Here is a 25,234-nt window from a genome sequence, read left to right on the forward strand (position 1 = left end):
CCCGTCAGGGCCGTCCTCCCTGACGGGGCTTTCTCAACCCGGGTGTGAGCGGCGCAGTGGACGCGTCGCCGACACAATGACAAGCGGCCGGCAAGCGCCGGCCGCGTGGCCTGCCAGGGCATGCCCCCGCCTACATGATCCTGTGCGCAAAATGCCCGCGCCGCGCATCGGCCATCAGGTCGAGGAACTGCCCGGTGCTCATGTGCACCAGTTCCTGGTGGTCGCCCGCCTCGAAGTAGACGTCGGGATGCGTCAGCAGGCTGTCGTCGAGCCAGGTCTGCGTGCCGTACGCCATGCCGACCGGCGGGAGCGCGCCGTGGTCGCAGTCGCGGAACACTTCGCGCACGCCATCCTCATGCGCCAGCGACAGCTTGCGGCCGGTCTGCTCGCAGATCTCCGACAGTTTCAGGTGGTGAGTCGAAGGAATCACGGCAGCGACGTAGCCGCTGCTGTCTTCCAGCAGGACGGTCTTGGCCAGTCGGTCTCCGGGAATGTGTGCGGCCTGCGCAGTGGCCATGCTGCTGAGGCTGTAGGGGTGCCGGACGGTGTCGAACTGGCTTTGCTTCTTGCTCAGGCATCTCGCCAGCGTGGTAGACATGGTCATGATTTCAACCTCCGACGCGCGCAGCGCGACCGTTGTCCGAGTCCTACCAATATAGGTCGTCGGGGGTCGGGCGGCGGTGGGGCGGAGCCAGAACGTAGCCGGCAAGCGCAAAAAAAAAGGGCACCTTGCGGTGCCCTTAGTGTGTTGTGCCGCCGGCCCCGGGGCCGGCGATATTCCCTGCTTATTCTTCCTGGAACGCTTCCTCGCGCTTGGCCTTGATCGACGGCATCGCCACGATCAGCACCAGCACGGCAGCGGCGATCAGCAGGCCCAGCGACAGCGGGCGCGTCACGAACACGCTGAAGTCACCACGCGACAGCAGCAGCGAGCGGCGGAAGTTCTCTTCCATCATCGGCCCCAGCACGAAGCCGAGCAGCAGCGGCGCGGGTTCGCACTTGAGCTTGATGAACAGGTAGCCCACCACGCCGAAGGCCGCGGTCTGGAACACGTCGAAAGTGGTGTTCTGGACCGAGTACACGCCGATGCAGCAGAACGTCAGGATGGCCGGGTACAGGTAGCGGTAAGGCACCTTCAGCAGCTTCACCCAGATGCCGATCAGCGGCAGGTTCAGCACGATCAGCATCAGGTTGCCGATCCACATCGAGGCGATCAGGCCCCAGAACAGCGCCGGGTTGCTGGTCATCACCTGCGGGCCGGGCTGGATGTTGTGGATGGTCATCGCACCCACCATCAGCGCCATCACCGCGTTGGGCGGAATGCCCAGCGTCAGCAGCGGGATGAAGGAGGTCTGCGAAGCCGCGTTGTTGGCCGATTCCGGACCCGCCACGCCTTCGATCGCACCCTTGCCGAATTCCTGCGGATACCTGGAAGTCTTCTTCTCCAGCGAGTAGGCAGCAAACGAAGCCAGCGATGCACCGCCGCCCGGCAGGATGCCCAGTGCCGAGCCCAGCAGCGTGCCACGCAGCACCGCCGGGATCATGCGCTTGAAGTCTTCCTTGGTCGGGAACAGGTTGGTGATGTGGTCGGTAAAGGTTTCGCGGTGTTCCTTCTGCTCCAGGTTGGCGATGATTTCAGCAAAGCCGAAGATACCCATTGCCACCGAGACGAAGTTCAGGCCGTCGGTCAGTTCCGGCACGTCGAACGAGAAGCGCGCGGCGCCCGAGTTCACGTCGGTGCCGACCAGGCCCAGCAGCAGGCCCAGCACGATCATGGCGATGGCCTTGACCAGCGAACCCGAAGCCAGCACCACGGCGCCGATCAGGCCCAGCACCATCAGCGAGAAGTATTCGGCGGGGCCGAACTTGAACGCCAGTTCCGACAGCGGCGCGGCAAAGGCGGCCAGGATCATGGTGGCGACGCAGCCGGCGAAGAACGAGCCCAGCCCGGCTGTGGCCAGCGCCACCCCCGCTCGTCCTCGCCTTGCCATCTGGTAGCCGTCGATGGTTGTCACCACCGAGGATGATTCACCAGGCAGGTTCACCAGGATGGCGGTGGTCGAACCGCCGTACTGGGCGCCGTAGTAGATACCGGCCAGCATGATCAGCGCGGCCACCGGGGGCAGCGTGTAGGTCACCGGCAGCAGCATGGCGATGGTGGCCAGCGGCCCCAGGCCCGGCAGCACGCCGATCAGGGTTCCCAGCACGCAGCCCAGGAAGGCGTACGCGAGGTTCTGGAAGGTCAGGGCGGTGGAGAAGCCCAGACCCAGGTTGGCGAGTAGTTCCATGTTGGCGGCCTCCTTAGCTTGCCAGGAAAGCCGGCCACACCGGCATCTGCAGGTTGATGCCGTACACGAACGCGCCCAGGCTGATCAGCACCAGGATGATGGCGTTGAGGATGGCACCCTTCCAGCTGAATTCATGGCTGGCCATCGACGACACCAGCACCAGCACCAGCACCGACAGCACCATGCCCAGCGGCTTGAGCAGCAGGCCGAACAGCACCACCGAACCGAGGATCCACAAGAGCGTCTTGATGTCCCAGCGGGCCAGGTTGTCTTCTTCCGACTTGGAAGACAACGAGCCCCACAGCACCAGCACGCCCAGCAGGGCGAGCACGATGCCGAGCCAGAACGGGAAGTATCCCGGTCCCATTTTTGCGGCGGTTCCCATGGAATAACCGCGCGCGACCCAGGAAAAGCCGAATCCGACCAGGATGAACATCAGGCCGGAGGCGAAGTCCTTTTGGCTACGTATGCGCAAAGTGAATCTCCTCGATAAGACTGCTTGAAATCTCAGGAGGGCTCCCTTCCGCTGCCTTTGTTGCGGTGCATCAATGCGGCAGTTTGCGGGAGCTCTCCTACGGGCAGGGTGGAAGTTAAGGGGGCGACCTTTCAGCTACCTTTCAGATGTCTGCAAACAGGGTCATGCTGAGGGTATCCCCTAGTGAAAGAGCGCTTAAAAGTGCCGCCAAGCCAAGCTGGGAGCGGGTTGGCGGGCCGTGGCGCCAGTCGCTGCGCTATTATCCGGGGCGGTCTTGCGCCGCGCGGCGCTACCCGCCGCTGAAAGGTTTGAAAGGTTCCGCAAGGAACCACTACGCAACGCGAGGAGCGGTTTGGAGAGCATTGACCACATCATTCTGATCGGCGCCGTCGTGATGTCGCTGGGCATCGTGCTGGGGGCTTTCTCGGCACGCCTGGGCGTGCCGTTCCTGCTGGTCTTCCTGGCCGTGGGCATGCTGGCCGGCGTGGACGGGCCGGGCGGCATACGTTTCTCCGATACCTGGCTCAGCTTCCTGGTCGGCAACCTGGCGCTGGCGGTGATCCTGCTCGATGGCGGGCTGCGCACGCGCTTTGCCACCTTCCGGGTGGCGCTGAAACCTTCGCTGTCGCTGGCGACCGTGGGGGTGCTGGTGACGGCAGCGCTGGTCGGCGTGTTCGCCGCGTGGCTGCTGGGCATCGACTGGAGGCTCGGGCTGCTGCTTGGTGCCATCGTCGGCTCGACCGACGCGGCCGCGGTGTTCTCGATGCTCAATAGCAGCGGCATCCGGCTGAAGGAGCGGGTGGCGAGCGTGCTCGAGATCGAGTCCGGCATCAACGACCCGATGGCGATCTTCCTGACCCTGACGCTGATCGAATGGCTGACCGCGCCTGACGGCCTGACGCCGCTGGGCCTGGTCACGCGGCTGCTGGTGCAGTTCGGCGTGGGCGGCGTGCTCGGCCTGGCGCTCGGCTATTGCCTGGCCCGCGTGCTGGAGCGCATCCGCGTGGCCGAAGGGCTGCAGGCGATCCTGCTGTGCTCGGGCGGCGCCATGGTGTTCGCGCTGGTGCAGAGCGCCGGCGGCAGCGGTTTCCTGGCGGTGTACCTGACCGGCATGCTGATCGGTAACCGCGAGCGCGCGGTGACGCCGGACACCATGCGCGCCATGGACGGCATGGCCTGGCTGGCGCAGTCGGCCATGTTCCTGCTGCTGGGCCTGCTGGTGTCGCCGCACCGGATCTGGGAGGTGGCCGGTCCGGCGGTGGCGGTGGCGGCCTTCCTGATGCTGGTGGCGCGGCCGGTGGCGGTGTGGCTGGCGCTGCTGCCGTTCCGCTTCAATGCGCGCGAGACCGGCTTTATCGCGTGGATGGGCCTGCGCGGCGCGGTGCCGATCGTACTGGCGCTGTTTCCGCTGCTGCGCGAGGTGCCGCAATCGGGGCTGCTGTTCCGCATCGCCTTTGCCGTGGTGCTGGCCAGCCTGCTGTTCCAGGGCACCACGGTGTCGGTGGCGGCGCGCCTGGCGCGCGTGCGGCGCCCCGGCTACCCCGAGCCGCTGGCGCGTTCGCGCCTGCGCGGCACGCGCGCGCCGATCCTGGAGGTGATGCAGTTCGAGGTGGGGCCCAATGCGCCCGTGGAGAACGTGCGCGCCGACCAGCTGGAGCTGCCGCCGCGCTGCCGGCTGCTGACGGTGGCGCGCGACGATGCGCTGGCGGCGCTGGATCAGACCGTGCTGCGCGCCGGCGACAGCGTCTCGGTGCTGGCGCCGGTGACGACCCTGCCGATGCTGTCGGCGCTGTTCCAGGCACCGGGCCGCGCGCCTACCTGGGAGCAGGCCTCGCATGATTTCCTGATGTCGGGTGATGCGCTGCTGCGCGACGTCGCGGCGCTGTACGGCACGCGCGCGCTGACCCCGGAAGAGGAGCCGCTGACGCTGGAAGCGGCGATGCAGCGGGCCTTCACCTCGCCGCCGGTGGAAGGCGACAGTGTCGCGATCGCCGGCCTGCCGCTGACGGTGACGCGCATGGAAGGCGCGCAGATCCTGCAGGTGGGGTTGCTGCTGCCGCGGCTGGACGGGGATTCGGGCGGGCGGCTATGGCCGCGCCGGCGCAAGGACGGGGCAGAGCGGGGCGGGGAGGGCGCCGAGGCCGAGTAATGACAAAAAAGGCGGCCATGGCCGCCTTGTTTTCAATCCACCTTCGCCCCGGATACCTTCACGATCTGCGCGTATTTCTTCAGCTCGCGCTGGATCAGCGCCGCGAACTGCTCGGGCGTGGTCGGTGCCGGCTGTGCGCCGATGCGGGCCAGGCGTGCCTTCATCTCGTCGGTCTTCAGGATTGCCACGATCTCATGGTTAAGCCGCTCGACGATCTCGCGCGGGGTGTTGGCCGGCGCGAACACGCCGAACCACGTCGAGATGTCGAAGCCTTCCAGGCCCAGCCCCTTGCCGGCTTCCGCGATGGTCGGCAGTTCCGGGAAGGCCGCGGCGCGGCTGGCGGTGGTGACCGCAAAGGCCTTCAGCTTGCCCGCCTTGATATTGGCCGAGGCCGAAGCCAGGTTGTCGAAGATCAGGTCGGTCTGGCCCGACAGCACCGACAGCTGCGCCGGTGCGGCGCCGTTGTACGGGATATGGACCATGCTGACCTTCGCCATGCTCTTGAACAGCTCGCCCGACAGGTGGCCGGCGCTGCCGTTGCCGCCCGAGGCGTAATCCAGCTTGCCCGGATTCTTGCGCGCGTACGCGACCAGGTCGCGCACATTGTTGATATGCAGGTCGGCGGCCTTGCCCGGGTGCATCACCAGCACGTTGGGGACGTCGGCCACCAGCGTGATCGGCGCGAAGTCCTTGACCGGGTCGTACGGCATCTTGCTGAACAGCGTCGGGTTGATGGCGTGCGTGGCCACCGCGCCCATGACGATGGTGTAGCCGTCGGCCGGCTGCTTGGCGACGTAGTCCGCGCCCAGGTTGCCGCCCGCGCCGGGCTTGTTCTCGACCACCACCGGCTGGCCCAGGCTGTCGCGCAGCTTCTCGCCGATGGCGCGCGCGACGGTGTCGAGCGGGCCGCCGGCGGGGTAGGGCACCACGAAGCGGACCGGCTTGGTCGGGTAGGCATTGGTGGCCGCCACGGCGGCGGCGGGCAGCAGGGCCGCGGTCAGCGCGGCGGCAAGCAGTTTCTTCAGCATGTTTCGGACTTCAGGGATTGGGATTCTTATCTGGCGCCGATGCCCCGCGCCATCATGACCGCGCACAGCGGCAGCAGGATCACCATGTGGGCTTCGATCATCACCCAGCGGCGGGCGGCCTTCAACTCGGACGGTGGCGGCACGTAATCCGGCAGCCGGCGCGCCTGCTTGCGCCAGCGCGCGATGGCGAAGGTCGGCGGCAGCGAGCACAGCGCGATCAGCACGAACACGCCCACCTTGGCATGGAACCACGGGTTGTGCAGGTAGAAGTCGGCGCCCTTGGCGCCGTAGAACAGGCGCAGCAGGCCGGTGCCCAGCACCACCATCGCCGACAGGAAATAGAACAGGTCGTACAGCGACAGGCGCCGCACCGCGGCCGGCGTGATTTCCGGGCGCAGCACCACGGCCTCGGCGGCCATCAGGGTGATCAGGACGAAGATCGCAAGGAAATGCAGGAAGGACAGTATGGCGTCGGTCAGCATGGATTCTCCTTTGCCTTTGCTTCAGTGGGGACTGAACTGCTTCGGGAAGGCACCGGCGGGGCACCAGGGCCGCCCGCCGGCAGGAGGAGAATCTTACAGCACACCCTTTGCACGCAGCGCTTCGATCTGCTCAGGGCCGTAGCCCAGCGTCTCGGCCAGCACCGTGTCGGTGTGCTCGCCCAGCAGCGGCGGGTGGCGCAGTGCCTGCGGCGGCGTGGCGCTCATCTTGATCGGGCTGCCCACCAGCCTGACCTCGCCGGCGCTGGGGTGGGGCAGGTCCACGCGCAGGCCGCGCGCCTTGACCTGGTCGTCCTCGAACACGTCGTCGAGGGTGTTGATCGGGCCGCACGGCACGCCGGCGGCCTCCAGGTCGCGGATCCACTGGGCGCGGGTGCGCGGGCGCACCATCTCGGCCAGGATCGGCACCAGCACGTCGCGGTTGGCCACGCGCTGCGGGTTGGTGGCAAAGCGCGGGTCGTCGGCCAGCTCGGGCTTGCCGCCGTCGGTGACGAACTTGCGGAACTGCCCGTCGTTGCCCACCGCCACGATGATCCAGCCATCGGCGGCCTGGAAGGTCTGGTAGGGGACGATATTGGGGTGCGCATTGCCCCAGCGGCGCGGCGCCTGGCCGCTGGCCAGGTAGTTGGTGTTCATGTTGGCCAGCATCGCCACCTGCACGTCCAGCAGGGCCATGTCGATGTACTGGCCCTCGCCGGTGCGGTCGCGGTGCGCCAGCGCCGCCAGCACGGCGATGGTGGCGTACTGGCCGGTCATCAGGTCGGAAATGGCCACGCCGGCCTTCTGCGGGCCGCCGCCGGGCAGGTCGTCGCGCTCGCCGGTCAGGCTCATGAAGCCGCCCATGCCCTGGATGATGAAGTCATAGCCCGGGCGCGCGGCGTACGGCCCGGTCTGGCCGAAGCCGGTGACCGAGCAGTAGATCAGGTCGGGCTTGACCTGCCTGAGCGACTCATAGTCCAGACCGTACTTCCTGAGCTGGCCTACCTTGTAGTTCTCCAGCACCACGTCGCTCTGCGCCGCCAGCTCGCGCACGATCTGCTGGCCTTCCGGCGTGCTGATGTCGCAGGTCACGGAGCGCTTGTTGCGGTTGGCGGCCAGGTAGTAGGCGGCTTCGGCGGTGTCGCGGCCGTCCTCGTCCCTGAGCCAGGGCGGGCCCCAGGTGCGGGTATCGTCGCCGGCGCCGGGGCGCTCGATCTTGATCACGTCGGCGCCGAAATCGGCAAGGTTCTGGGCGCACCACGGCCCGGCAAGGACGCGGGTCAGGTCGAGGACGCGGAGATGGCTTAAAGCTCCCATGGCGGTAGTCAATGCAGTGGGTAAGGCGGGGGATCGGTCGCAACGGCGAGGGGTCGGCGCGCCCCTGCAAACAGGGGCCAGCACGGGTTGCCTGCAATGTACCACCGGCAAATCGCCGGTGCGGCTTTGGGTGCTTTATAAGGCGCTTGTGGCGATGGGATTTGGGCGATAGCCGGCCGGCTCCCCGGCGCCATGCCTGACGTGCCCGGCAGGCTGCCTTGCCCGTATAATCAACGGTTTGCAAATCCAATACTGATTCGTCGCGCCCGGCCACGCCAGGGCAAGCGTCCGCCATCCCATGAAAGTCTCAGACATTCGCAGCAAGTTCCTGCAGTTCTTCGAATCGAAGGGCCATACCGTGGTCCGCTCGTCCAGCCTGGTGCCGGCGAACGACCCGACGCTGCTGTTCACCAACTCCGGCATGGTGCAGTTCAAGGACGTGTTCCTGGGCACCGACAAGCGCCCGTACACCCGCGCCACCTCGGCGCAGCGCTCGGTGCGCGCCGGCGGCAAGCACAATGACCTCGAGAACGTGGGCTACACCGCGCGCCACCATACGTTCTTCGAGATGCTGGGCAACTTCTCGTTTGGCGACTACTTCAAGCGCGATGCCATCCTGTACGCGTGGGAACTGCTGACCAAGACCTACCAGCTGCCGGCCGAGAAGCTGTGGGTGACGGTCTACGCGGAAGACGACGAGGCCTACGACATCTGGGCCAAGGAAGTGGGCGTGCCGGCCGAGCGTATCGTGCGCATCGGCGACAACAAGGGCGCGCGCTACGCCTCGGACAACTTCTGGCAGATGGCCGACACCGGCCCGTGCGGCCCGTGCTCGGAAATCTTCTACGACCACGGCCCGGACGTGTGGGGCGGCCCGCCGGGATCGCCCGAGGAAGACGGCGACCGCTACATCGAGGTGTGGAACCTGGTGTTCATGCAGTTCAACCGCGACGAGCAGGGCAATATGACGCCGCTGCCCAAGCCGTGCGTGGACACCGGCATGGGCCTGGAGCGCATTGCCGCGGTGCTGCAGCACGTGCACAGCAACTATGAGATCGACCTGTTCCAGGCGCTGATCAAGGCCGCCGCGCGTGAAACCCATATCGACAACCTGAACCAGAACTCGCTCAAGGTCATCGCCGACCATATCCGCGCGTGCTCGTTTCTGATCGTCGACGGCGTGATCCCCGGCAACGAAGGCCGCGGCTACGTGCTGCGCCGGATCATCCGCCGCGCCATCCGCCATGGCTACAAGCTGGGCCAGAAGACCCCGTTCTTCCACAAGATGGTGGCCGATCTGGTCGAGCAGATGGGCCAGGCTTATCCCGAACTGGCTGAAGCCCAGTCGCGCGTGACCGAAGTGCTGAAGGCCGAGGAAGAGCGCTTCTTCGAGACCATCGAGAACGGCATGTCGATCCTTGACGCCGCACTGGCCGACCTGAAGCTCAAGGGCGGCAAGACGCTGGACGGCGAACTGGCGTTCAAGCTGCACGACACCTTCGGCTTCCCGCTGGACCTGACGCAGGACGTGTGCCGCGAGCAGGAAATCGGCGTGGACGAGGCCGCCTTCGACGCGGCCATGAACCGCCAGCGCGAGCAGGCGCGCGCCGCCGGCAAGTTCAAGATGGCCGCCGGCCTGGAGTACACCGGCGACAAGACCGTGTTCCACGGCTACGAGAAGCTGGAACTGCCGCAAGCCAGGGTCACCGCGCTGTATGTGGACGGCGCCGCCGTGAACGCCATGCAGCCGGGCCAGACCGGCGTGGTGGTGCTCGACAACACCCCGTTCTACGCCGAGTCCGGCGGCCAGGCCGGCGACCAGGGCGTGCTGAAGGCAGGCAATGCCGTCTTCGCCGTGACTGACACCACCAAGATCCAGGCCGACGTGTTCGGCCACCAGGGCACGCTGGAAGGCGGCGCACTCAAGGTGGGCGATGCCGTGTCGGCCCAGGTCGACGCGCAGCGCCGTGCGCGCACCGTGCGCAACCACTCGGCCACCCACCTGATGCACAAGGCCCTGCGTGAAGTGCTGGGCAGCCACGTGCAGCAGAAGGGCTCGCTGGTGGATGCGGACAAGACCCGCTTCGACTTCTCGCACAACGCGGCGCTGACCGACGAGCAGATCCGCCGCGTGGAAGAGATCGTCAATGCCGAGATCCTGCGCAACGACGACACGCATGCCGAGATCATGCCGTTCGACGACGCGGTCAAGAGCGGCGCGATGGCACTGTTCGGCGAGAAGTACGCCGACGACGTGCGCGTGCTGTCAATCGGCACCTCAAAGGAACTGTGCGGCGGCACCCACGTGCACCGCACCGGCGACATCGGCCTGTTCAAGATCGTGGTGGAAGGCGGCGTTGCCGCCGGCATCCGCCGCGTGGAAGCCATTACCGGCGACAACGCGCTGCACTACCTGCAGGGCCTGGACGCCAGGCTGAACGAAGCCGCCGCCGTGCTGAAGGCCCAGCCGTCGGAGCTGGTGCCGCGCATCGGCCAGGTGCAGGACCAGGTGCGCGCGCTGGAGAAGGAGCTGGAACGCCTGAAGAGCAAGCTGGCCGCCTCGCAGGGCGACGAGCTGGCCGCGCAGGCGGTCGACATCAAGGGCCTGAAGGTGCTGGCCGCGCAACTGGACGGCGCCGACGTCAAGACCCTGCGCGAGACCATGGACAAGCTCAAGGACAAGCTGAAGAGTGCGGCCATCGTGCTGGGTGCGGTGTCCGACGGCAAGGTCAGCCTGATCGCTGGTGTCACCGCCGATGCCACGGGCAAGGTCAAGGCCGGCGAGCTGGTCAACTTTGTCGCGCAGCAGGTGGGCGGCAAGGGTGGTGGCCGTCCCGACATGGCCCAGGCTGGCGGCACCGAGCCGGCCAAGCTGCCGCAGGCGCTGGCTGGTGTCGGCGAGTGGGTGGCGACCAAGGTCTGAGTGGCTGAGGGGGGCAACCCCCTCAGACCCGGCAACTGCTAATGGCGCTTCGGCGCCATTTTCTATGGGCGCTCGTCGCCGGGCGGCTTGCCGGCGAGCCGGTTGAGAATGTCGATCGGCAGCGGGAAGACGATGGTGGAACTCTTGTCCCCTGCAATCTGTGTCAGCGTCTGCAGGTAGCGCAGTTGCATGGCCTGCGGCTCGCGCGCCAGCATCTGGGCCGCTTCCAGCAGTTTCTCCGAAGCCTGCAGTTCGCCCTCGGCATGGATCACCTTGGCGCGCCGCTCGCGTTCGGCCTCGGCCTGCCGCGCAATCGCGCGGATCATGGTTTCGTTGAGGTCGACATGCTTGATCTCGACGTTCGAGACCTTGATGCCCCAGGCGTCGGTCTGGGCGTCCAGCGCCTGCTGGATGTCGAGGTTGAGCTTCTCGCGCTCGGCCAGCATCTCGTCCAGCTCGTGCTTGCCCAGCACCGAGCGCAGCGTGGTCTGCGCCAGCTGGCTGGTGGCTTCCAGGAAGTTCGCCACCTGGATGATGGCGCGTTCCGGATCGACCACGCGGAAGTACACCACCGCATTGACCTTCACCGAGACGTTGTCGCGCGAAATCACATCCTGCGGCGGCACGTCCATCACCACCGTGCGCAGGTCCACCCTGACCATCTGCTGCACGGCGGGGATCAGCAGCACCAGGCCCGGGCCCTTGACCCGCCAGAAGCGTCCGAGCATGAACACCACGCCGCGTTCGTATTCGCGCAGCACGCGGAACGAGGTGATCACCAGCAGTGCCAGCAGGAAGATCAAACCGCCGAAGCTGAATCCGTAGGCCATGGTCAGGCTCCCTTGTCTGGCGTCGGTTGGGGTGGAGTTGTCGGGACAAGCGGGGCGTTGCCGGCGGCGATCACCTCGAGCACCAGGCCCTTGCGCGCGGTGACGACCACCGGCGTGCCGCGCGGCAAGGAGCTGGCGCTGTGCACGCGCCAGGTCTCGCCGCGCACCGTGGCCCAGCCTTCCTCGCGCAGGTCGTCCAGCATTTCGCCGCGGGCGCCGACCAGGGTGTCGGCACCGCTGACCACCGGGCGCTTGCGCGAGCGCACCAGCATCGCCGACATGCCGAACACGAAAATCGCGGACAGCGCTGACATCGCCGCCACCATCGGCAGCGGCACGCCGAAGCCCGGCACGTCGGTGTCGATCAGCATCACCGCGCCAAAGGCAAAGGCGATGATGCCGCCCACGCCCAGCGCGCCGAAGGTCGGCAGGAACAGCTCCGCCACCATGCAGCCGATGCCGAGCGCCACCAGCGCCAGCCCGGCGTAGTTCACGGGCAGCATGTGCAGCGCGAACAGCGCCACCAGCAGGCAGATCGCGCCGGCAATGCCGGGCACCACCATGCCCGGCGTGGAGAATTCGAAGATCAGGCCGTAGATGCCGATCATCAGCAGCAGCAGCGCCACGCTGGGCTCGGTGATCACGGCCAGGAAGCGGTTGCGCCAGTCGGGTTCCAGCGTGACCACCGGCGCATTGGCGGTGTGCAGCACGCCGGCCTTGCCGCCGGCAGCGGTGATCGTGCGGCCTTCAACCTGGCGCAACAGCGCGGGCAGGTCGGGGGCGACCAGGTCGACCACGCGCTGGGCCAGGGCCTCGTCGGCCGACAGGCTGACCGATTCGCGCACCGCGCGTTCGGCCCACTCGGCATTGCGTCCGCGCAGCTGGGCCAGGCCGCGGATATAGGCCGAAGCATCGTGCATTTGCTTGCGTTCCATCGCGTCGGCCCGCGCTGGCTCGCTGGCGGGGGCGGAGGCGGGCTTGGCGCCGGGCAGGGCCTCTGGCTTCTGCGGCCCGCCAATGCCGACCTGCACCGGGGTGGCCGCGCCCAGGTTGGTGCCCGGCGCCATTGCCGCGATGTGGCTGGCGTAGAGGATGTAGGTGCCGGCACTGGCCGCGCGCGCGCCGCCGGGATAGACGTAGCTGGCCACCGGTATCGGCGAGGCCAGGATGGCCTGGATGATCTCGCGCATGGACGCGTCCAGCCCGCCCGGGGTGTCCATTTCCAGCACCACCAGCTGGGCGCCGCCCGCGCGCGCGCGTTCCATGCTGCGCAGGATAAAGCTGGCGCTGGCGGGGCTGACCGCACCCTTGAGCGGAATCACGTAGACCGGCGCGGTTGCCGTGGTCGTGACGGTGGCGGCAGGCGCCGAGGCGCCGGAGGGCGGCGCCGCACGGGCACCTGGGCCGGCGAGGGCAACGGCGCCGCACGCCAGCGCCAGGCCGGCCAGCAGCCGGCCGGACATCGGCCGAAGGGCCCGCAGCAGCGCGGTGGCAGGTTTCATGAGAGGGGCGGGGCACGCAAGGTGCCGTGATGGCGCCACTTCAAGTGTAGGCCACCGGGCACATCTTGCACGCGGGCTGCCTCGGGCCCGCGCGCCGGGCGCTCAGGCCGCCGCCAGGTCCGGCCTGGCCGAGGGGCCGGGTGAGTGGGCGGTGAGCGTGTCGATCAGCGCATGCAAGGCCGCGCTGGCCATGGACGGATGCCAGGCCAGCAGCGTGCGCACGCGGCCGGCCGCGCCCAGGCTGTGCTGGCGGATGGCGGGCAGGTCGCGGTACAGCCCCAGCACCGAGCGCGGCACGATCGCCGCGCCGATGCCGGCCGCGACGCAGGCGACGATGGCATGGTACGAGCTCAGCTGCAGCACGCGCGGCGTCGGCGCATCGCCGATCACATACCAGTTCTCGAGCCGGGCGCGGTAGTTGCAGCCGGGCTCGAACGCCAGCAGCGTCGGCACCTCCAGGTCGGCCGCGGTGCGCACCGGGCGATGGCGGGCGCGCGTGATCACCACCAGCTCTTCCTCGAACACCGGGACGGCGCTCAGTGCCGGGTCGGTCAGCGGCTCGGCGACAAAGGCGCATTCGACTTCGAAGCGCGCCAGCGCATCCAGCGCCTGGCGCGTGGCCAGCGTCACCAGCTCCAGCTGCACCGCGGGCCAGGCCTGGTGGTACGCGGCCAGCACATTGGGCAGGCGGCTGGCGGCGGTGCTCTCCATCGAGGCAATGCGCAGCCGGCCGTGCGGCCGCGCCGGCAGCACCGCCTGGCGTGCCTCTTCGGTCATGCTGAGGATGCGGCAGGCATAGTCGAACAGGGTCTGCCCGGAAGGCGTCAGCACCATGCGCCGGCCGTCGCGCACGAACAGGTCGACCCCGAGCGACTGCTCCAGCTGGCGGATGCGCGTGGTGACATTGGACTGCACCCGGTGCAGCCGCTCGGCCGCACGGGTGATGCCGCCGGCTTCGACGACGGCGCGGAAGATCTCGAGGGCGGCAAGGTCCATGCGGGACTCCTGAGGCTATTTATCTCTTATCAAGATGCCTGACATCTTGATAATTCATTTTTTGGAATGATGAAGCCAGCGTAGCATACAGGCATCGCAATGCAACCGCTGCCCCGCCAGCCTCCAGCCATGCCGAACCCCCACAGCCTCGACCCTGAACATCCCGCCGCTGCGCGCGTGGCCACCCGGGCGTCGGCACGGCGCGAAGCCGGCGCGGTGGCGGTGGCCATGGCCGGCCTGGTATCGCTGGCGGTGGTGATGGGCATCGGCCGCTTTGCCTTTACGCCGCTGCTGCCGATGATGCTGCATGACGGCACCGTCACGCTGGATCAGGGCGGCTGGCTGGCCACGGTCAACTACATCGGCTACTTCGCCGGCGCCGCAGTGTGCATGTTCATCCGGCCCGACGCGGTGCGCATGGTGCGCTGGGGCCTGGCCGCAACGATGCTGCTGACGCTGGGCATGGCCCTGCCGGGCGGCATGGCGGCATGGTCGCTGTGGCGCGCCGCCGCGGGCGTGGCCAGCGCCGTGGTGATGGTCTACACCGCGGGGTGGTGCCTGCAGCGGTTGGCGGAACTGGGCAAGCCGGAACTCGCCGGGCTGATCTTCTGCGGGCCGGGGCTGGGCATCGTGGTCACTGGGCTGGGTGCATCCGGCATGGTCGGTGCGGGCTGGCATGCGGACTATGGCTGGCTCGCGTTCACGGCGCTGGCGGTGGTGCTGGTGGCGGCGGTCTGGCGGATCTTCGTCGCGCAGCCGGCTGTGCCGATGACGGCGACGGCGGCGGCATCCCCGGCGGCAGCCGACACCGGCGCCGCGCGGCTCGATGCCCAGACCTGGGCGCTGACCTTTGCCTACGGCCTGGCCGGCTTCGGCTACATCATCACCGCGACCTTCCTGCCGGTGATTGCGCGCGAGGCGCTGCCTGGCACGGTCTGGGCCGACCTGTTCTGGCCGATCTTCGGCGCGGGCGTGACGGTGGGCGCGTTCCTGGTCACGCGGGTCGGCATGGCGCACGACAACCGCAAGCTGTTGACGCTGCTGTACGGCATGCAGGCGCTGGGCGTGGCGATCGCGGTGGTGTTCCCGACCGTGGCCGGCTTTGCCCTCAGCAGCCTGCTGGCGGGGCTGCCGTTCACCGCGCTGGTGGCGTTTGCGATGCGCGAGGCGCGGCGCCTGTGGGGGCCGCAAGCGGCGCGGCTGATGGGCCTGATGACGGCGTCCTACGGCCTGGGCCAGATCGCCGGGCCGCCGCTGGCAACCGCGCTGGTGGCGCGCACCGGCGGCTTTGCCGGCTCGCTGGCGTGCGCGGCGGCGGCGCTGCTGCTCGGCGCGCTGGTGTTCGCCTGGATGTGCCGCGCCTGGCCGCTGGCGGCTGCCCGGAGCTGATCGGCAAGGTGCGCTAAAGTATTGCCTTTGCCGCCTGGCGCGCCACGCGAGCGGCTGCCGCGCCTGGCGTGCAGCCCGTGGCGCGGCACAGAAGGCCGGGGCCGTACCCGGCACGCGAGACCGGGCGGCGCAGGAGCGACCCCATGTCTTTTGCCTTGCAGCCCGCGCGTGCCGCGGGTGCCCCCATCCGGCCCGTTTCCGCCGAAGAACAGCGTGTGCGCGTCGACCTGGCCGCCGCCTACCGCCTGGCCGCGCGCGAGGGCTGGGATGACCTGATCTACACCCATATCTCCGCCACGGTGCCGGGCGAGTCCGACCACTTCCTGATCAACCCCTTCGGCTTTGCCTTCGACGAGATCCGCGCCAGCGACCTGGTCAAGATCAACGGCCGCGGCGAGGTCGTCGGCGCGACCGTGCATCCGGTCAATGTGACCGGCTTTGCGCTGCACGCCGCGGTGCATGCGGCGCGCGCCGACGCGATGTGCGTGATGCACCTGCATAACACCGCCGGCATTGCCGTATCGGCGCAGGCCGCCGGGCTGCTGCCGCTGTCGCAGCACGCGATGCGCTTCCACGGCCGCATGGCCTACCACGACTACGAAGGCCTGGCCTTCACCCCGGCCGAAGGCGCGCGGCTGACCGCATCGCTGGGTGGGCATCCCGCCATGCTGTTGCGCAACCACGGCACGCTGACGGTGGGCCGCACCGTGGCCGAGGCCTATGTGCTGATGGCGACGCTGATCAAGGCCTGCGAGGTCCAGATTGCCGCACAGGCGGGCGGTGCGCTGGTGCAGCCAGGCGCGGCCGTGGCGGACAAGACCTCGGAGCAGCTCTACGACAACGGCGCCGTCGAAGGCGTGATGGAGTGGCCCGCGCTGCTGCGCAAACTGGATAGAATCGATCCTTCATACCGGGACTGAGCGGGATCGATTTCCCGCCGCGACTCAATCACATTCATCAAAGGAGCATTGCATGCCGACTTTCCACGTCGAAATGTTTGAAGGCCGTACCATCGAGCAGAAGCGCAAGTTTGTCGAGGAAGTGACGCGCGTCAGCTGCGAGACCCTGGGCTGCTCGGCCTCCGCCGTCGACATCATCATCACCGACATCAAGCGCGAGAACTGGGCCACCGGCGGCGAGCTGTGGGCCGACAAGAAGTAAGGCTCCATTCAGCCCCACACTGAACACCATGCAGCACTTCGCCTCTGACAACTACGCCGGCTTCTGCCCGGAATCGCTCAAGTATTTCCTGGAAGCCAACGCCAGCGGCCATGAGCAGGCCTACGGCGACGATTCCTGGACGCAGAAGGTCTGCGACCGTATCCGCGACCTGTTCCAGACCGACTGCGAAGTGTTCTTCGTGTTCAACGGCACGGCGGCCAACTCGCTGGCGCTGTCGGCGCTGTGCCAGTCGTACCACTCGGTGATCTGCCACGAGCTGGCGCATATCGAGACCGATGAATGCGGCGGCCCGGAGTTCTTCTCCAACGGCTCCAAGCTGCTGACCGCGCCCGGCGCTGACGGCAAGCTCACGCCTGACGCGGTCGAGGCGCTGGTCACGCGCCGCTCCGATATCCATTACCCCAAGCCCAAGGTGGTGTCGCTGACGCAGTCGACCGAAGTCGGCACCGTCTACAGCGTGGAAGAGGTGCGCGCGATCGCTGCCATCGCCAAGCGCCGCCAGCTGCGCGTGCATATGGACGGCGCGCGCTTTGCCAATGCGGTGGCGTCGCTGGGCGTGCATCCGTCCGAGATTACCTGGCGCGCCGGCGTCGACGTGCTGTGCTTCGGCGGCACCAAGAACGGCCTGCCGGTGGGCGAAGCGGTGGTGTTTTTCGACCGCCGCCTGGCCGAGGACTTTGCCTACCGCGTCAAGCAGGCCGGGCAGCTGGCGTCGAAGATGCGCTTTATCTCCGCGCCGTGGCTGGGTTTGCTCGAGAACGACGTATGGCTCGCCAACGCGCGCCATGCCAATGCGATGGCGCAGCTGCTGCAGCAGCGCATCAGCGATATTCCGGGCGTTCGCATCATGTTCCCGACGCAGTCCAACGCCGTGTTCGCCGAGCTGCCGCTGCCCGCGATCGAGGCGCTGCGCGCCAGGGGCTGGCGCTTCTATACCTTTATCGGCGCCGGCGGCTGCCGTTTCATGTGTTCATGGGACCTGCAGCCGCAGACGGTCGAGGCGCTGGCCGCCGACATGCGGGCGGCTTGCGGCGCCTGACCGGCACCCATACCTATAACGACGAGACCCTTCAGGAGCCCCCAAATGCAATACCGATTCTGCCCGCAGTGCGGCGCGCCGCTTGAGGTGCTGCCGCTGTCCGGGCGCGAACGCCACGCCTGCGTGCAGCAGGAATGCGGCTTCGTGCACTGGAACAACCCGCTGCCGGTGCTGGCGGCGGTGGTGGAGTACCAGGACAAGCTGCTGCTGGCGCGCAATGCCGCCTGGCCGGAGACCATGTTCGCGCTGGTGACGGGCTTCCTGGAGCGCGACGAGCCGCCCGAGCTGGGCGTGGCGCGCGAACTGAAGGAAGAGACCAACCTCGATACCGAGTCGGTGTCGCTGATCGGCGTCTACGAGTTCATGCGCAAGAACGAGCTGATCATTGCCTACCACGTCAAGGCGACCGGCACCGTGGCGCTGTCCGAGGAACTGGCCGACTACAAGCTGGTGGCGCCGGAGGACGTGCGCGTCTGGTCGGCTGGCACCGGCTTCGCGGTTGCCGACTGGCTGGCCGCGCGCGGCTATCCGGTGCGCTTCTTCGACCGCCAGACCGGCGCCGACATTCCGGACCCGCGCCGCCCGCACGACTTCAGCCTGGTCGGGGGTTCGCTACAATACCGTTGGTGAGGCTGGCCTCCGGCCAGCCGCCCAGCCCCCAGAATCGAAGGAAGAGACGAATGGAGTTCCAGAAAGAAGTGGATGCGCGCGGCCTGAACTGCCCGCTGCCGATCCTGCGCACCAAGAAGGCCCTGGCCGACATGGCCAGCGGCGATGTGCTCAAGGTGCTGGCCACCGATCCCGGCGCCACGCGCGATTTCCAGGCCTTTGCCAAGCAGACCGGCAATGAGCTGCTGTCGCACTCGGAAGTGGACAAGGTGTTTGTGTTCTACATGCGCCGCCGCTGAAGCGCTCCCGCTCCCAAAGAAAAAAGCCGCGTAATCAGAATTACGTGGCTTTTTTCTTTGGGATTCTGCGTCGATGAATATCGGCACGATTTTCCAGGCGCGCGGCAATGCGAGATTGGCGTAAATTGCAAGTCCTGCATTATTCCTGGCGGGACATCTCGCAAGGATTATCCCATTGCGTTTCCGCCGGTTTTGGGCTGCATTATTCTCCCCATAATGGCGGCGCCGCGGCACATGTGTTTACCCGGATTGGGCTGGTTTTTATGTATGCGCTAAATTACTACTGCGCCCTTGCCTGGTGCCGTGATGGTCACTGTGGGGAGGGCGGAAGTTGATCAAGTGATTCAGGAGAGGCGATGCCAAGGGACGTCCGTATCCGAGCCGCTGGAATTGCCGATATTCAAGCTATTTCGGAAGTGCTGCAGCAATGTGGGTTGTCAGTTGAAAATGTGAGGCCGGCCGCATGTCTGTGCCATGTCGCTGAATTCGGGGAAATCGTAGCTGGTTGTGCCTGCGGGGAGATATTCGACCAGACCTTTGTCGTCAGGACCGTTGGCGTGCTTCCCGATTTTCGGGAGCGAAGAATTGCGACCCATCTGGTTGCGGCCCTGTTGATGCGCGCCCGCGCTAACGGTTGCACCAAGGCCGTCCTGCTGACGACGGAGCATCCGGCCTTTTTTGCGCGCTATGGCTTCTCGCTGACATCCGTGGACGAGTTGCCGACCGAACTGGAATTGTCCAGGGAATTTCAACGCCGCTTCGGCGCCTGGACGCACTGCATGTGCCGCCGCCTGGACTGAGGCGGGGCAAGACGCAGCGCAGCGGCCCGATGGGCCGCCGCGTCGCCGGCTGCGCGCCGGCGGGCTTCAGGTGATCGCGCTCAGCTGCCAGGGTACGAACTCGTTCTGCCCGTAGCCGTGCAGCTCGCTACGTGAACGCTTGCCGGAGGCGGTGTCCAGCATCAGCCGGAACAGTTCCTCACCGAGCCCGCCAATGGTGGCGCTGCCGTCCAGCACGGCGCCGCAGTTCAGGTCCATGTCATCGGACTGGCGTTGCCACAGCGCGGTATTGGTCGCCAGCTTGACCGAGGGCGAGGGCGCACAGCCGTAGGCCGAGCCGCGCCCCGTGGTGAAGCAGATCAGGTTGGCACCCCCCGCGATCTGGCCGGTCGCGGAGATGGGGTCGTAGCCCGGCGTGTCCATGAACACCAGGCCGCGCGCGCGCACCGGCTGCGCGTACTCATAGACCTCGGCCAGGTTGGCCGAGCCGCCCTTGGCGATGCCGCCCAGGGATTTTTCCAGCACGGTGGTCAGCCCGCCCGCCTTGTTGCCTGCCGACGGGTTGTTGTCCATGCTGGCACCGTGGCGCGCGCAATAGTCCTCCCACCAGCGGATGCGCGCCACCAGCTTGCGGCCGATTTCCGGTGTCTGTGCGCGGCGCGTGAGCAGGTGCTCGGCGCCGTAGATCTCGGGCGTCTCGGAGAGGATGGCAGTGCCGCCGTGGCGCACCAGCAGGTCTACCGCCGCGCCCAGCACCGGGTTCGCCGAGATGCCCGAGTAGCCGTCGGAGCCGCCGCACTGCAGGCCCACCACCAGGTGGCTGGCAGGCACCGGCTGGCGCTGCACGGCATTCGCGGCGGGCAGCATCTCCTGGATCATGGCAATGCCGCGTGCGATGGTCCTGGTGGTGCCGCCGCTGTCCTGGATGGTGAAGGTCTGCAGGCGGTCGTCGTGGGCCAGCCCCTGGGTGGCAAGCAGCGCCGAAATCTGGTTGGTCTCGCAGCCCAGCCCGATCACCAGCGCGCTGGCGAAGTTGGGATGGCAGGCATAGCCGCCCAGCGTGCGCTGCAGCAGCGCCAGCCCTTCCCCCTGCGGGTCCACCGCGCAACCGACGCCGTGCGTGAGCGCCACCACGCCGTCGACGTTGGGATAGGCGGCCAGCGCCTCGGGATGGATGTCGCGGCGGAAGTGGTCGGCAATGGCGCGCGCCACCGTGGCCGAGCAGTTCACCGAGGTCAGGATGCCGATGTAGTTGCGCGTGGCCACGCGGCCATCGGCCCGCACGATGCCCGCGAAGGTGGCCGGCGCCGGCACCGGCTCCGGCGCGCGCGCATCGGCGCCATAGGCATAGTCGCGCGTGAAGTCGCCCATGGCCAGGTTGTGGGTGTGCACGTGCTGGCCGGGGCGGATGTCCTGGCTGGCGAAGCCGATGATCTGCCCGTAGCGGCGCACCGCCTCGCCGGCGCCGATGGCGCGCGTTGCCACCTTGTGGCCGGGCGGGACCAGGCCGAGCACAGTCACGTCTTCTTCGTCGAGCGTGGTGCCTGCCACGAGCTGGTCGCGGGCAATGACGACGTCGTCTTCCGGGTGCAGCCGGATCACGCGCAAGGCGGCGTGCAGCTGTGCTGCCTTGCCGGGGTTGGCAGGTGCGTTCATGCGATGAGCTCCCTCGTTCCTTATTTCAGCATCTCGGCCGGCAGCGACAGGCCGAAATAGCGCTTGTAGATGTCGTTGATCCTGCCGTTCCTCAGGTTGGCCCTGACCCAGCCGTCCAGCCAGTCCTTGAGGGCGGTATCGCCCTTGCGCAGGCCGATCGCATAGGGAAATGTCTGCATCACGAACTTGATTTCCAGGTCGCGCGACGGATTGCTGCGCCTGACCTCCGGAATCACGCTGATGGCCGCGGCCAGGTAGTCCTGCTGGCCGGTGGAGACCGCGGTATTGGTGGTCGCGTCATCCTCGTAGCGCACGATATTCACCGCTGCCACGGCCTTGGCGCCCCGGCTCAGTTCCTGGTCGCTGGTGGTGCCGCGCGTGACCGCGACGGTCTTGCCCGACAGGTCGGCGAAGGACTTGACCTGGGCCTTGGTCGGGCCGCCCACCACCACGGGGATCACGCCATACGGCTCGGAGAAATCGATGACCTTCTTGCGCGCGTCCGTCACGGAAAAGGAGGCCAGCACCACGTCCGCCTTGCGGGTGAGGAGGAAGGGCACGCGGTTGGGGCCCGTGACCGGAACGATCTCAAGGTCGACGCCCAGGTCCTTGGCGAGCAGGCGCGCGGTCTCGATGTCGGAGCCGCTCTGCCTGGCTTGTGTATCCAGCATGCCGTAGGGAGGCGCGCTGATATCGACCGCCACCAGGATCTTCTTGCGCTGCTTGATGGTGTCGAGCGTGTCGGCCGAGGCGGCGGAGGTGCCGGCCAGCAGCAGGGCGGCGAGTGGGGCAAAGAGATAGCGGCGATAGTTCATGAGGTTGTCTCCGTATTGTTGGATATCGAAACGGGTTCTTGCTGAGCGGGCGCTGCCGCGCTTACAGGCCGTTGCTGACGAACTGGCGCAGTTCCGGCGTGGCAGGTTCGTCAAGCAGCCTGCCACTGCCGCATTCCCAGACGATGCCCTGGTGCATGAACATGATCTGGTCCGCCACCGAGCGCGCGAACGACATCTCGTGCGTGACCAGCACCATGGTCATGCCGTCTTCGGCCAGTTTTTCAATGACCCGCAGCACCTCGCCGGTAAGCTCGGGATCGAGCGCGGAAGTGACTTCGTCGAACAGCATCAGGCGCGGCTGCATGGCCAGCGAGCGCGCGATGGCGACGCGCTGCTGCTGGCCGCCGGAGAGCTGTTCCGGGTAGTAGTCGGCGCGCTCTTCCATGCCGACTTGCCGCAGCACGTGGCGGGCCAGTTCGCCCGCTTCCTTGCGCCCCATGCCCTTGACCTTGCGCGGTGCCAGCATGACGTTCTCGGCCACGGTCAGGTGCGGGAACAGGTTGTAGCTCTGGAACACGATGCCGACTTCCTTGCGCAGCGCGCCCAGGTCAACGGCGTCTTCGTGCATGGCATGGCCGCACACATGCAGGGCCCCGCCGCTCACGCGCTCCAGCCCGTTGATGCAGCGCAGGGCCGTGCTCTTGCCCGAGCCGCTGCGGCCGATCAGGGCCACCACCTCGCCGCGGCGCACCGAGAAGCTCACGCCCTTGAGGATTTCCACTTGTCCGAAGGACTTGCTTACCTTGTCGAAGCGGACCACTTCGTCCACGCTTGTCTCCATGACGTTCCTTTGTTGTCGGGTTTTGGCGCTGTCAGGCTCAGGCGCGTGCCTTGTTGAAGCGGCGCTCCAGGCGGTACGAGAGCGATGAGAGCGGATAGCAGATGGCGAAATACAGCGCCGCGGCGATGGTGAACACCAGAAAGGGCTTGAAGGTGGAGTTGTTGACCACCCGCGCCGAATAGGTCAGGTCGAAGAAGCCGATCACCACCGCGTACGACGAGTTCTTCACGATCTGCACCAGGAAGCTCACCGTGGGCGCAATGGCAATGCGGGCGGCCTGCGGCAGGATCACGTACACCGCCCGCTGCAGCGGCGTGAGCGCCAGGCATTCGGCGGCCTCCCACTGCGTGCGCGGCACGGCCTGGATGCAGCCCTTCCAGATCTCGCCGAGGTAGGCGCTGGAATACGCCGTCATCGCGATCCCCGCGGCGACCAGCGCCGGCAGCTCGAAGCCGCCCACGCTGATGCCGAAATACACCACGAACATGATCACCGGCAGCGGCACGCCCTGTACCAGCTGCACGTAGGCGCCCGTGAGCGTGCGCAGCACGCGCCCGCCGCGGCTGCGCGCCAGCGCCAGCGGTACGCCCACCAGCGCGCCGCCGGCAAAGCCCATGCCTGCCAGCAGCAAGGTCCAGCCTGCGCCGCGCAGGATGAACAACACTTGATCGAAAGAAATTCCGTGCATGAGGCGCGCTCCGGTTCAGAGAGGGGTTTGCAGGCGCCGGCGGCGCGTAAAGGCCAGGGCGCCGATGCCTGCCATCGACAGGCGCAGCAGCCAGGACAGCAGCAGGTAGACGAGCGCGATCACCAGGTAGATCTCGAAGCCGCGGAAGGTCTCCGACTGGATGCGGTAGCCCACCGCTGTGAGTTCCTCGGCCGAGATCTGCGACATGATCGAAGTGGCCAGCATCATCAGCACGAACTGGCTGATCAGCGCCGGATACATGCGCTCCACCGCTTGCGGCAACACCACCAGGCGCAGCATCTGCCAGCGCGACAGCCCCAGGCAGGAAGCGGCCTCGAGCTGGCCGCGCGGCACCGACTCGATGCCGGCGCGCACGATTTCGGTGGTATAGGCCGACACGTTCACGACCAGCGCCACCACTGCCGCCGCCATGGCCGGCACCCGCACCTGCACCGCCGCCAGCCCGAAGAAGAGCCAGAAGGCCTGGATCACCAGCGGCGTATTGCGAATCACGTCCACATACACCGTGACGCAGCGGCGCGCCCACGCGGGGCCTTGCGTGCGCACCACGGCCAGCGCCGTGCCCAGCACGAAGCCGAACACGATGGTGGCGACCGACATGCGCAAGGTCAGCCACACGCCGTCGAGCAAGTCCCGCCAGCCCGTGGACAGGAAACTGAAATCAAACTGGTAGTCCATCGGCGCGGGTTCCTCCTTCTCGTGGCGCCGCCGCGGCCGGCGCGCGCCCTGTCTCTTGTTGTGGCTTCGTTGTCGTGCTTGCGGCGTGCGACACGCGCCGTGGTGGGATGAAATATATGACCATTGCCGGCAATGGTCAATATCCGTGGATACCCGTGTATGATGGAATGCGATGAGATGCCCTGGCGTGCCGCCATGGCTACACTGACCGACCGCCACGTTCTGGAGACAAAGTGCCGAGCCCATCGATGACGACACGAGACCGAAATCGCGTCGCCCCCCTTGCTGCCAGCCTGGAAGCGGAGGAAGCCAGCCGCCATGCGCCGATCTACGCGTTGATCCACCAGGTGCTGCGCAAGGCGATGCTGGACGGGACGCTGGAGCAGGGCACCGTGCTGCTGGAAGGGCCGGTCGCGGAGATTCTGCGCGCCACCCGGTCGCCGGTGCGGCAGGCCTTGCGCGAGCTGGAGGCCGAAGGCCTGGTCAGCCGCTTCGACGGGCGCGGCTATGTCGCCGGCCCGGCCGGCACCGAGCCCAGGCGTGTGCCGCTGGACGCGGCCATGCTGGGCGTGGACAGCGCGCCGGACGTGGCACGCAAGACGCTGGGCTGGGAGGTCATCTACGACGAGGTGGAGCGCAACCTGGTCCACCTGTCGGTGTTCGGGCGCTACCGTGTCAACGAAGTCGAGCTGGCGCGCTATTTCAACGTGGGGCGCACCGTGGTGCGCGATGTGCTGCTGCGCCTGGAAAGCCTGGGCATCCTGGAGAAGGACGAGCGCCAGCGCTGGGTCATCATCCCGCTGGATGCGCAGCGCATCCACGATCTCTACGAGCTGCGCTCACTGGTGGAGCCGGCCGCGCTGCGCGGCGCCATCGTCCATGCGGACGCGGCCGAGCTGGCTGCCATGATGGAAGACCTGCACAAGGTGCAGCGTGTCTACCCGAAGGTGTCGCGCACCGCCATGGACAAGCTGGAGCATGACCTGCACGTGCGCCTGCTGTCGCTGTGCCCGAACAAGGAGCTGCTGGGCAGCCTGCAGCGCACGCGCTGCATCCTGACCCTGAGCAAGCATGTACTGGGAGCGTCGGCGCCGATGCCGCAGGAAGATCCCTTCCTCTCCGAGCACATGGCCGTGCTGCAGGCCGCCGCCGCAGGCGCGCCGCGCAAGGCCGCTGAGCTGTTGCGGGAACACCTGGAGCTGTCGTGCGCGAAGGTCACGCAGCGGGCCGGGCTGGTGCGCGAAACGTTCGCGCTGCCGACGGTGTCCTACATCGCCTGAGCGCAAATAA

General features: G+C 67.4%; 24 protein-coding genes. 10 read left to right on the forward strand and 14 right to left on the reverse strand.

Going from position 1 to position 25,234, the window contains the following annotated elements; all coding sequences use genetic code 11:
• Positions 1-130: 130 nt before the first annotated feature.
• The 3 genes from C265_RS04835 to C265_RS04845 form a co-directional block, all read right to left on the reverse strand.
• Entirely contained in the window at positions 131-604 is a 474-nt protein-coding gene (locus C265_RS04835; RefSeq protein WP_010813685.1) for an aminoacyl-tRNA deacylase, read from the reverse strand.
• Between the two features lie 181 nt (positions 605-785).
• Entirely contained in the window at positions 786-2,288 is a 1,503-nt protein-coding gene (locus C265_RS04840; RefSeq protein WP_010813684.1) for a tripartite tricarboxylate transporter permease, read from the reverse strand.
• 13 nt (positions 2,289-2,301) lie between these two features.
• Positions 2,302-2,763: a tripartite tricarboxylate transporter TctB family protein gene (locus tag C265_RS04845; RefSeq protein ID WP_010813683.1), complete on the reverse strand. Its 462-nt coding sequence runs from the start codon at positions 2,761-2,763 to the stop codon at positions 2,302-2,304.
• Positions 2,764-3,115: 352 nt separating this feature from the next.
• On the opposite strand from C265_RS04845, the gene C265_RS04850 reads away from it, so the two are divergent.
• Positions 3,116-4,912, forward strand: a complete 1,797-nt coding sequence (locus tag C265_RS04850) for a potassium/proton antiporter (protein WP_010813682.1) — start codon at positions 3,116-3,118, stop codon at positions 4,910-4,912.
• A gap of 32 nt (positions 4,913-4,944) precedes the next feature.
• Here C265_RS04850 and C265_RS04855 read toward each other — a convergent pair whose 3' ends face one another.
• The 3 genes from C265_RS04855 to C265_RS04865 all read right to left on the reverse strand — a co-directional run bounded on the left by C265_RS04855 (position 4,945) and on the right by C265_RS04865 (position 7,736).
• Positions 4,945-5,940 (reverse strand): tripartite tricarboxylate transporter substrate binding protein, encoded by a 996-nt coding sequence (locus tag C265_RS04855; RefSeq protein WP_010813681.1) that lies wholly within the window; start codon positions 5,938-5,940, stop codon positions 4,945-4,947.
• A 26-nt stretch (positions 5,941-5,966) separates the two neighbouring features.
• Positions 5,967-6,422: a DUF2214 family protein gene (locus tag C265_RS04860; protein ID WP_010813680.1), complete on the reverse strand. Its 456-nt coding sequence runs from the start codon at positions 6,420-6,422 to the stop codon at positions 5,967-5,969.
• Between the two features lie 93 nt (positions 6,423-6,515).
• On the reverse strand, positions 6,516-7,736 hold the full coding sequence (locus C265_RS04865) for a CaiB/BaiF CoA-transferase family protein (protein ID WP_010813679.1): 1,221 nt from the start codon (positions 7,734-7,736) through the stop codon (positions 6,516-6,518).
• 298 nt (positions 7,737-8,034) lie between these two features.
• Between C265_RS04865 and alaS the strand changes: the two genes are divergently transcribed.
• Positions 8,035-10,659 (forward strand): alanine--tRNA ligase, encoded by a 2,625-nt coding sequence (gene alaS, locus C265_RS04870; RefSeq protein WP_010813678.1) that lies wholly within the window; start codon positions 8,035-8,037, stop codon positions 10,657-10,659.
• Positions 10,660-10,721: 62 nt separating this feature from the next.
• Here the strand turns inward: alaS and C265_RS04875 are convergent, their stop codons facing one another.
• From C265_RS04875 to C265_RS04885, 3 genes are all read right to left on the reverse strand, one after another.
• Positions 10,722-11,489: a slipin family protein gene (locus C265_RS04875; protein WP_010813677.1), complete on the reverse strand. Its 768-nt coding sequence runs from the start codon at positions 11,487-11,489 to the stop codon at positions 10,722-10,724.
• A gap of 2 nt (positions 11,490-11,491) precedes the next feature.
• Positions 11,492-12,991 carry a nodulation protein NfeD gene (locus tag C265_RS04880; protein ID WP_010813676.1) on the reverse strand — a complete coding sequence of 500 codons (1,500 nt, stop codon included), beginning with the start codon at positions 12,989-12,991 and terminating at the stop codon, positions 11,492-11,494.
• A gap of 102 nt (positions 12,992-13,093) precedes the next feature.
• Positions 13,094-13,987 carry a LysR family transcriptional regulator gene (locus tag C265_RS04885; RefSeq protein ID WP_010813675.1) on the reverse strand — a complete coding sequence of 298 codons (894 nt, stop codon included), beginning with the start codon at positions 13,985-13,987 and terminating at the stop codon, positions 13,094-13,096.
• Between the two features lie 129 nt (positions 13,988-14,116).
• On the opposite strand from C265_RS04885, the gene C265_RS04890 reads away from it, so the two are divergent.
• From C265_RS04890 to C265_RS04920, 7 genes are all read left to right on the forward strand, one after another.
• Positions 14,117-15,376 carry a YbfB/YjiJ family MFS transporter gene (locus C265_RS04890; protein WP_037023594.1) on the forward strand — a complete coding sequence of 420 codons (1,260 nt, stop codon included), beginning with the start codon at positions 14,117-14,119 and terminating at the stop codon, positions 15,374-15,376.
• 143 nt (positions 15,377-15,519) lie between these two features.
• The gene (locus C265_RS04895; RefSeq protein ID WP_010813673.1) at positions 15,520-16,296 is read left to right on the forward strand and encodes a class II aldolase/adducin family protein; all 777 of its coding nucleotides are present in this window, start codon (positions 15,520-15,522) and stop codon (positions 16,294-16,296) included.
• A gap of 52 nt (positions 16,297-16,348) precedes the next feature.
• Positions 16,349-16,537 carry a 4-oxalocrotonate tautomerase gene (locus tag C265_RS04900; RefSeq protein WP_010813672.1) on the forward strand — a complete coding sequence of 63 codons (189 nt, stop codon included), beginning with the start codon at positions 16,349-16,351 and terminating at the stop codon, positions 16,535-16,537.
• Positions 16,538-16,565: 28 nt separating this feature from the next.
• Positions 16,566-17,597: a low specificity L-threonine aldolase gene (locus C265_RS04905; RefSeq protein ID WP_010813671.1), complete on the forward strand. Its 1,032-nt coding sequence runs from the start codon at positions 16,566-16,568 to the stop codon at positions 17,595-17,597.
• A 45-nt stretch (positions 17,598-17,642) separates the two neighbouring features.
• Positions 17,643-18,227 carry an NUDIX domain-containing protein gene (locus C265_RS04910; RefSeq protein WP_010813670.1) on the forward strand — a complete coding sequence of 195 codons (585 nt, stop codon included), beginning with the start codon at positions 17,643-17,645 and terminating at the stop codon, positions 18,225-18,227.
• A gap of 50 nt (positions 18,228-18,277) precedes the next feature.
• A complete protein-coding gene (locus C265_RS04915; RefSeq protein ID WP_010813669.1) occupies positions 18,278-18,505 on the forward strand; it encodes a sulfurtransferase TusA family protein in 228 nt (75 codons plus the stop codon).
• A 356-nt stretch (positions 18,506-18,861) separates the two neighbouring features.
• Positions 18,862-19,305 (forward strand): GNAT family N-acetyltransferase, encoded by a 444-nt coding sequence (locus C265_RS04920; protein WP_010813668.1) that lies wholly within the window; start codon positions 18,862-18,864, stop codon positions 19,303-19,305.
• 66 nt (positions 19,306-19,371) lie between these two features.
• Here C265_RS04920 and C265_RS04925 read toward each other — a convergent pair whose 3' ends face one another.
• The 5 genes from C265_RS04925 to C265_RS04945 all read right to left on the reverse strand — a co-directional run bounded on the left by C265_RS04925 (position 19,372) and on the right by C265_RS04945 (position 23,944).
• Positions 19,372-20,940, reverse strand: a complete 1,569-nt coding sequence (locus C265_RS04925) for a UxaA family hydrolase (protein ID WP_010813667.1) — start codon at positions 20,938-20,940, stop codon at positions 19,372-19,374.
• Positions 20,941-20,960: 20 nt separating this feature from the next.
• Complete coding sequence (locus tag C265_RS04930; protein WP_010813666.1) at positions 20,961-21,755, reverse strand: transporter substrate-binding domain-containing protein; 795 nt, start codon at positions 21,753-21,755, stop codon at positions 20,961-20,963.
• A 61-nt stretch (positions 21,756-21,816) separates the two neighbouring features.
• Entirely contained in the window at positions 21,817-22,545 is a 729-nt protein-coding gene (locus C265_RS04935; RefSeq protein WP_269446640.1) for an amino acid ABC transporter ATP-binding protein, read from the reverse strand.
• Between the two features lie 49 nt (positions 22,546-22,594).
• Positions 22,595-23,245, reverse strand: coding sequence for an amino acid ABC transporter permease (locus C265_RS04940; RefSeq protein WP_010813664.1), 651 nt, complete (start codon positions 23,243-23,245; stop codon positions 22,595-22,597).
• Between the two features lie 15 nt (positions 23,246-23,260).
• Positions 23,261-23,944 carry an amino acid ABC transporter permease gene (locus tag C265_RS04945; RefSeq protein ID WP_010813663.1) on the reverse strand — a complete coding sequence of 228 codons (684 nt, stop codon included), beginning with the start codon at positions 23,942-23,944 and terminating at the stop codon, positions 23,261-23,263.
• Positions 23,945-24,192: 248 nt separating this feature from the next.
• Here C265_RS04945 and C265_RS04950 point away from each other — a divergent pair, with 248 nt between their 5' ends.
• A complete protein-coding gene (locus tag C265_RS04950) occupies positions 24,193-25,224 on the forward strand; it encodes a GntR family transcriptional regulator (protein WP_010813662.1) in 1,032 nt (343 codons plus the stop codon).
• Positions 25,225-25,234 lie beyond the last annotated feature (10 nt).

The sequence above is a fragment of the Cupriavidus sp. GA3-3 genome, assembly GCF_000389805.1.
Taxonomy (GTDB): domain Bacteria; phylum Pseudomonadota; class Gammaproteobacteria; order Burkholderiales; family Burkholderiaceae; genus Cupriavidus; species Cupriavidus necator_D.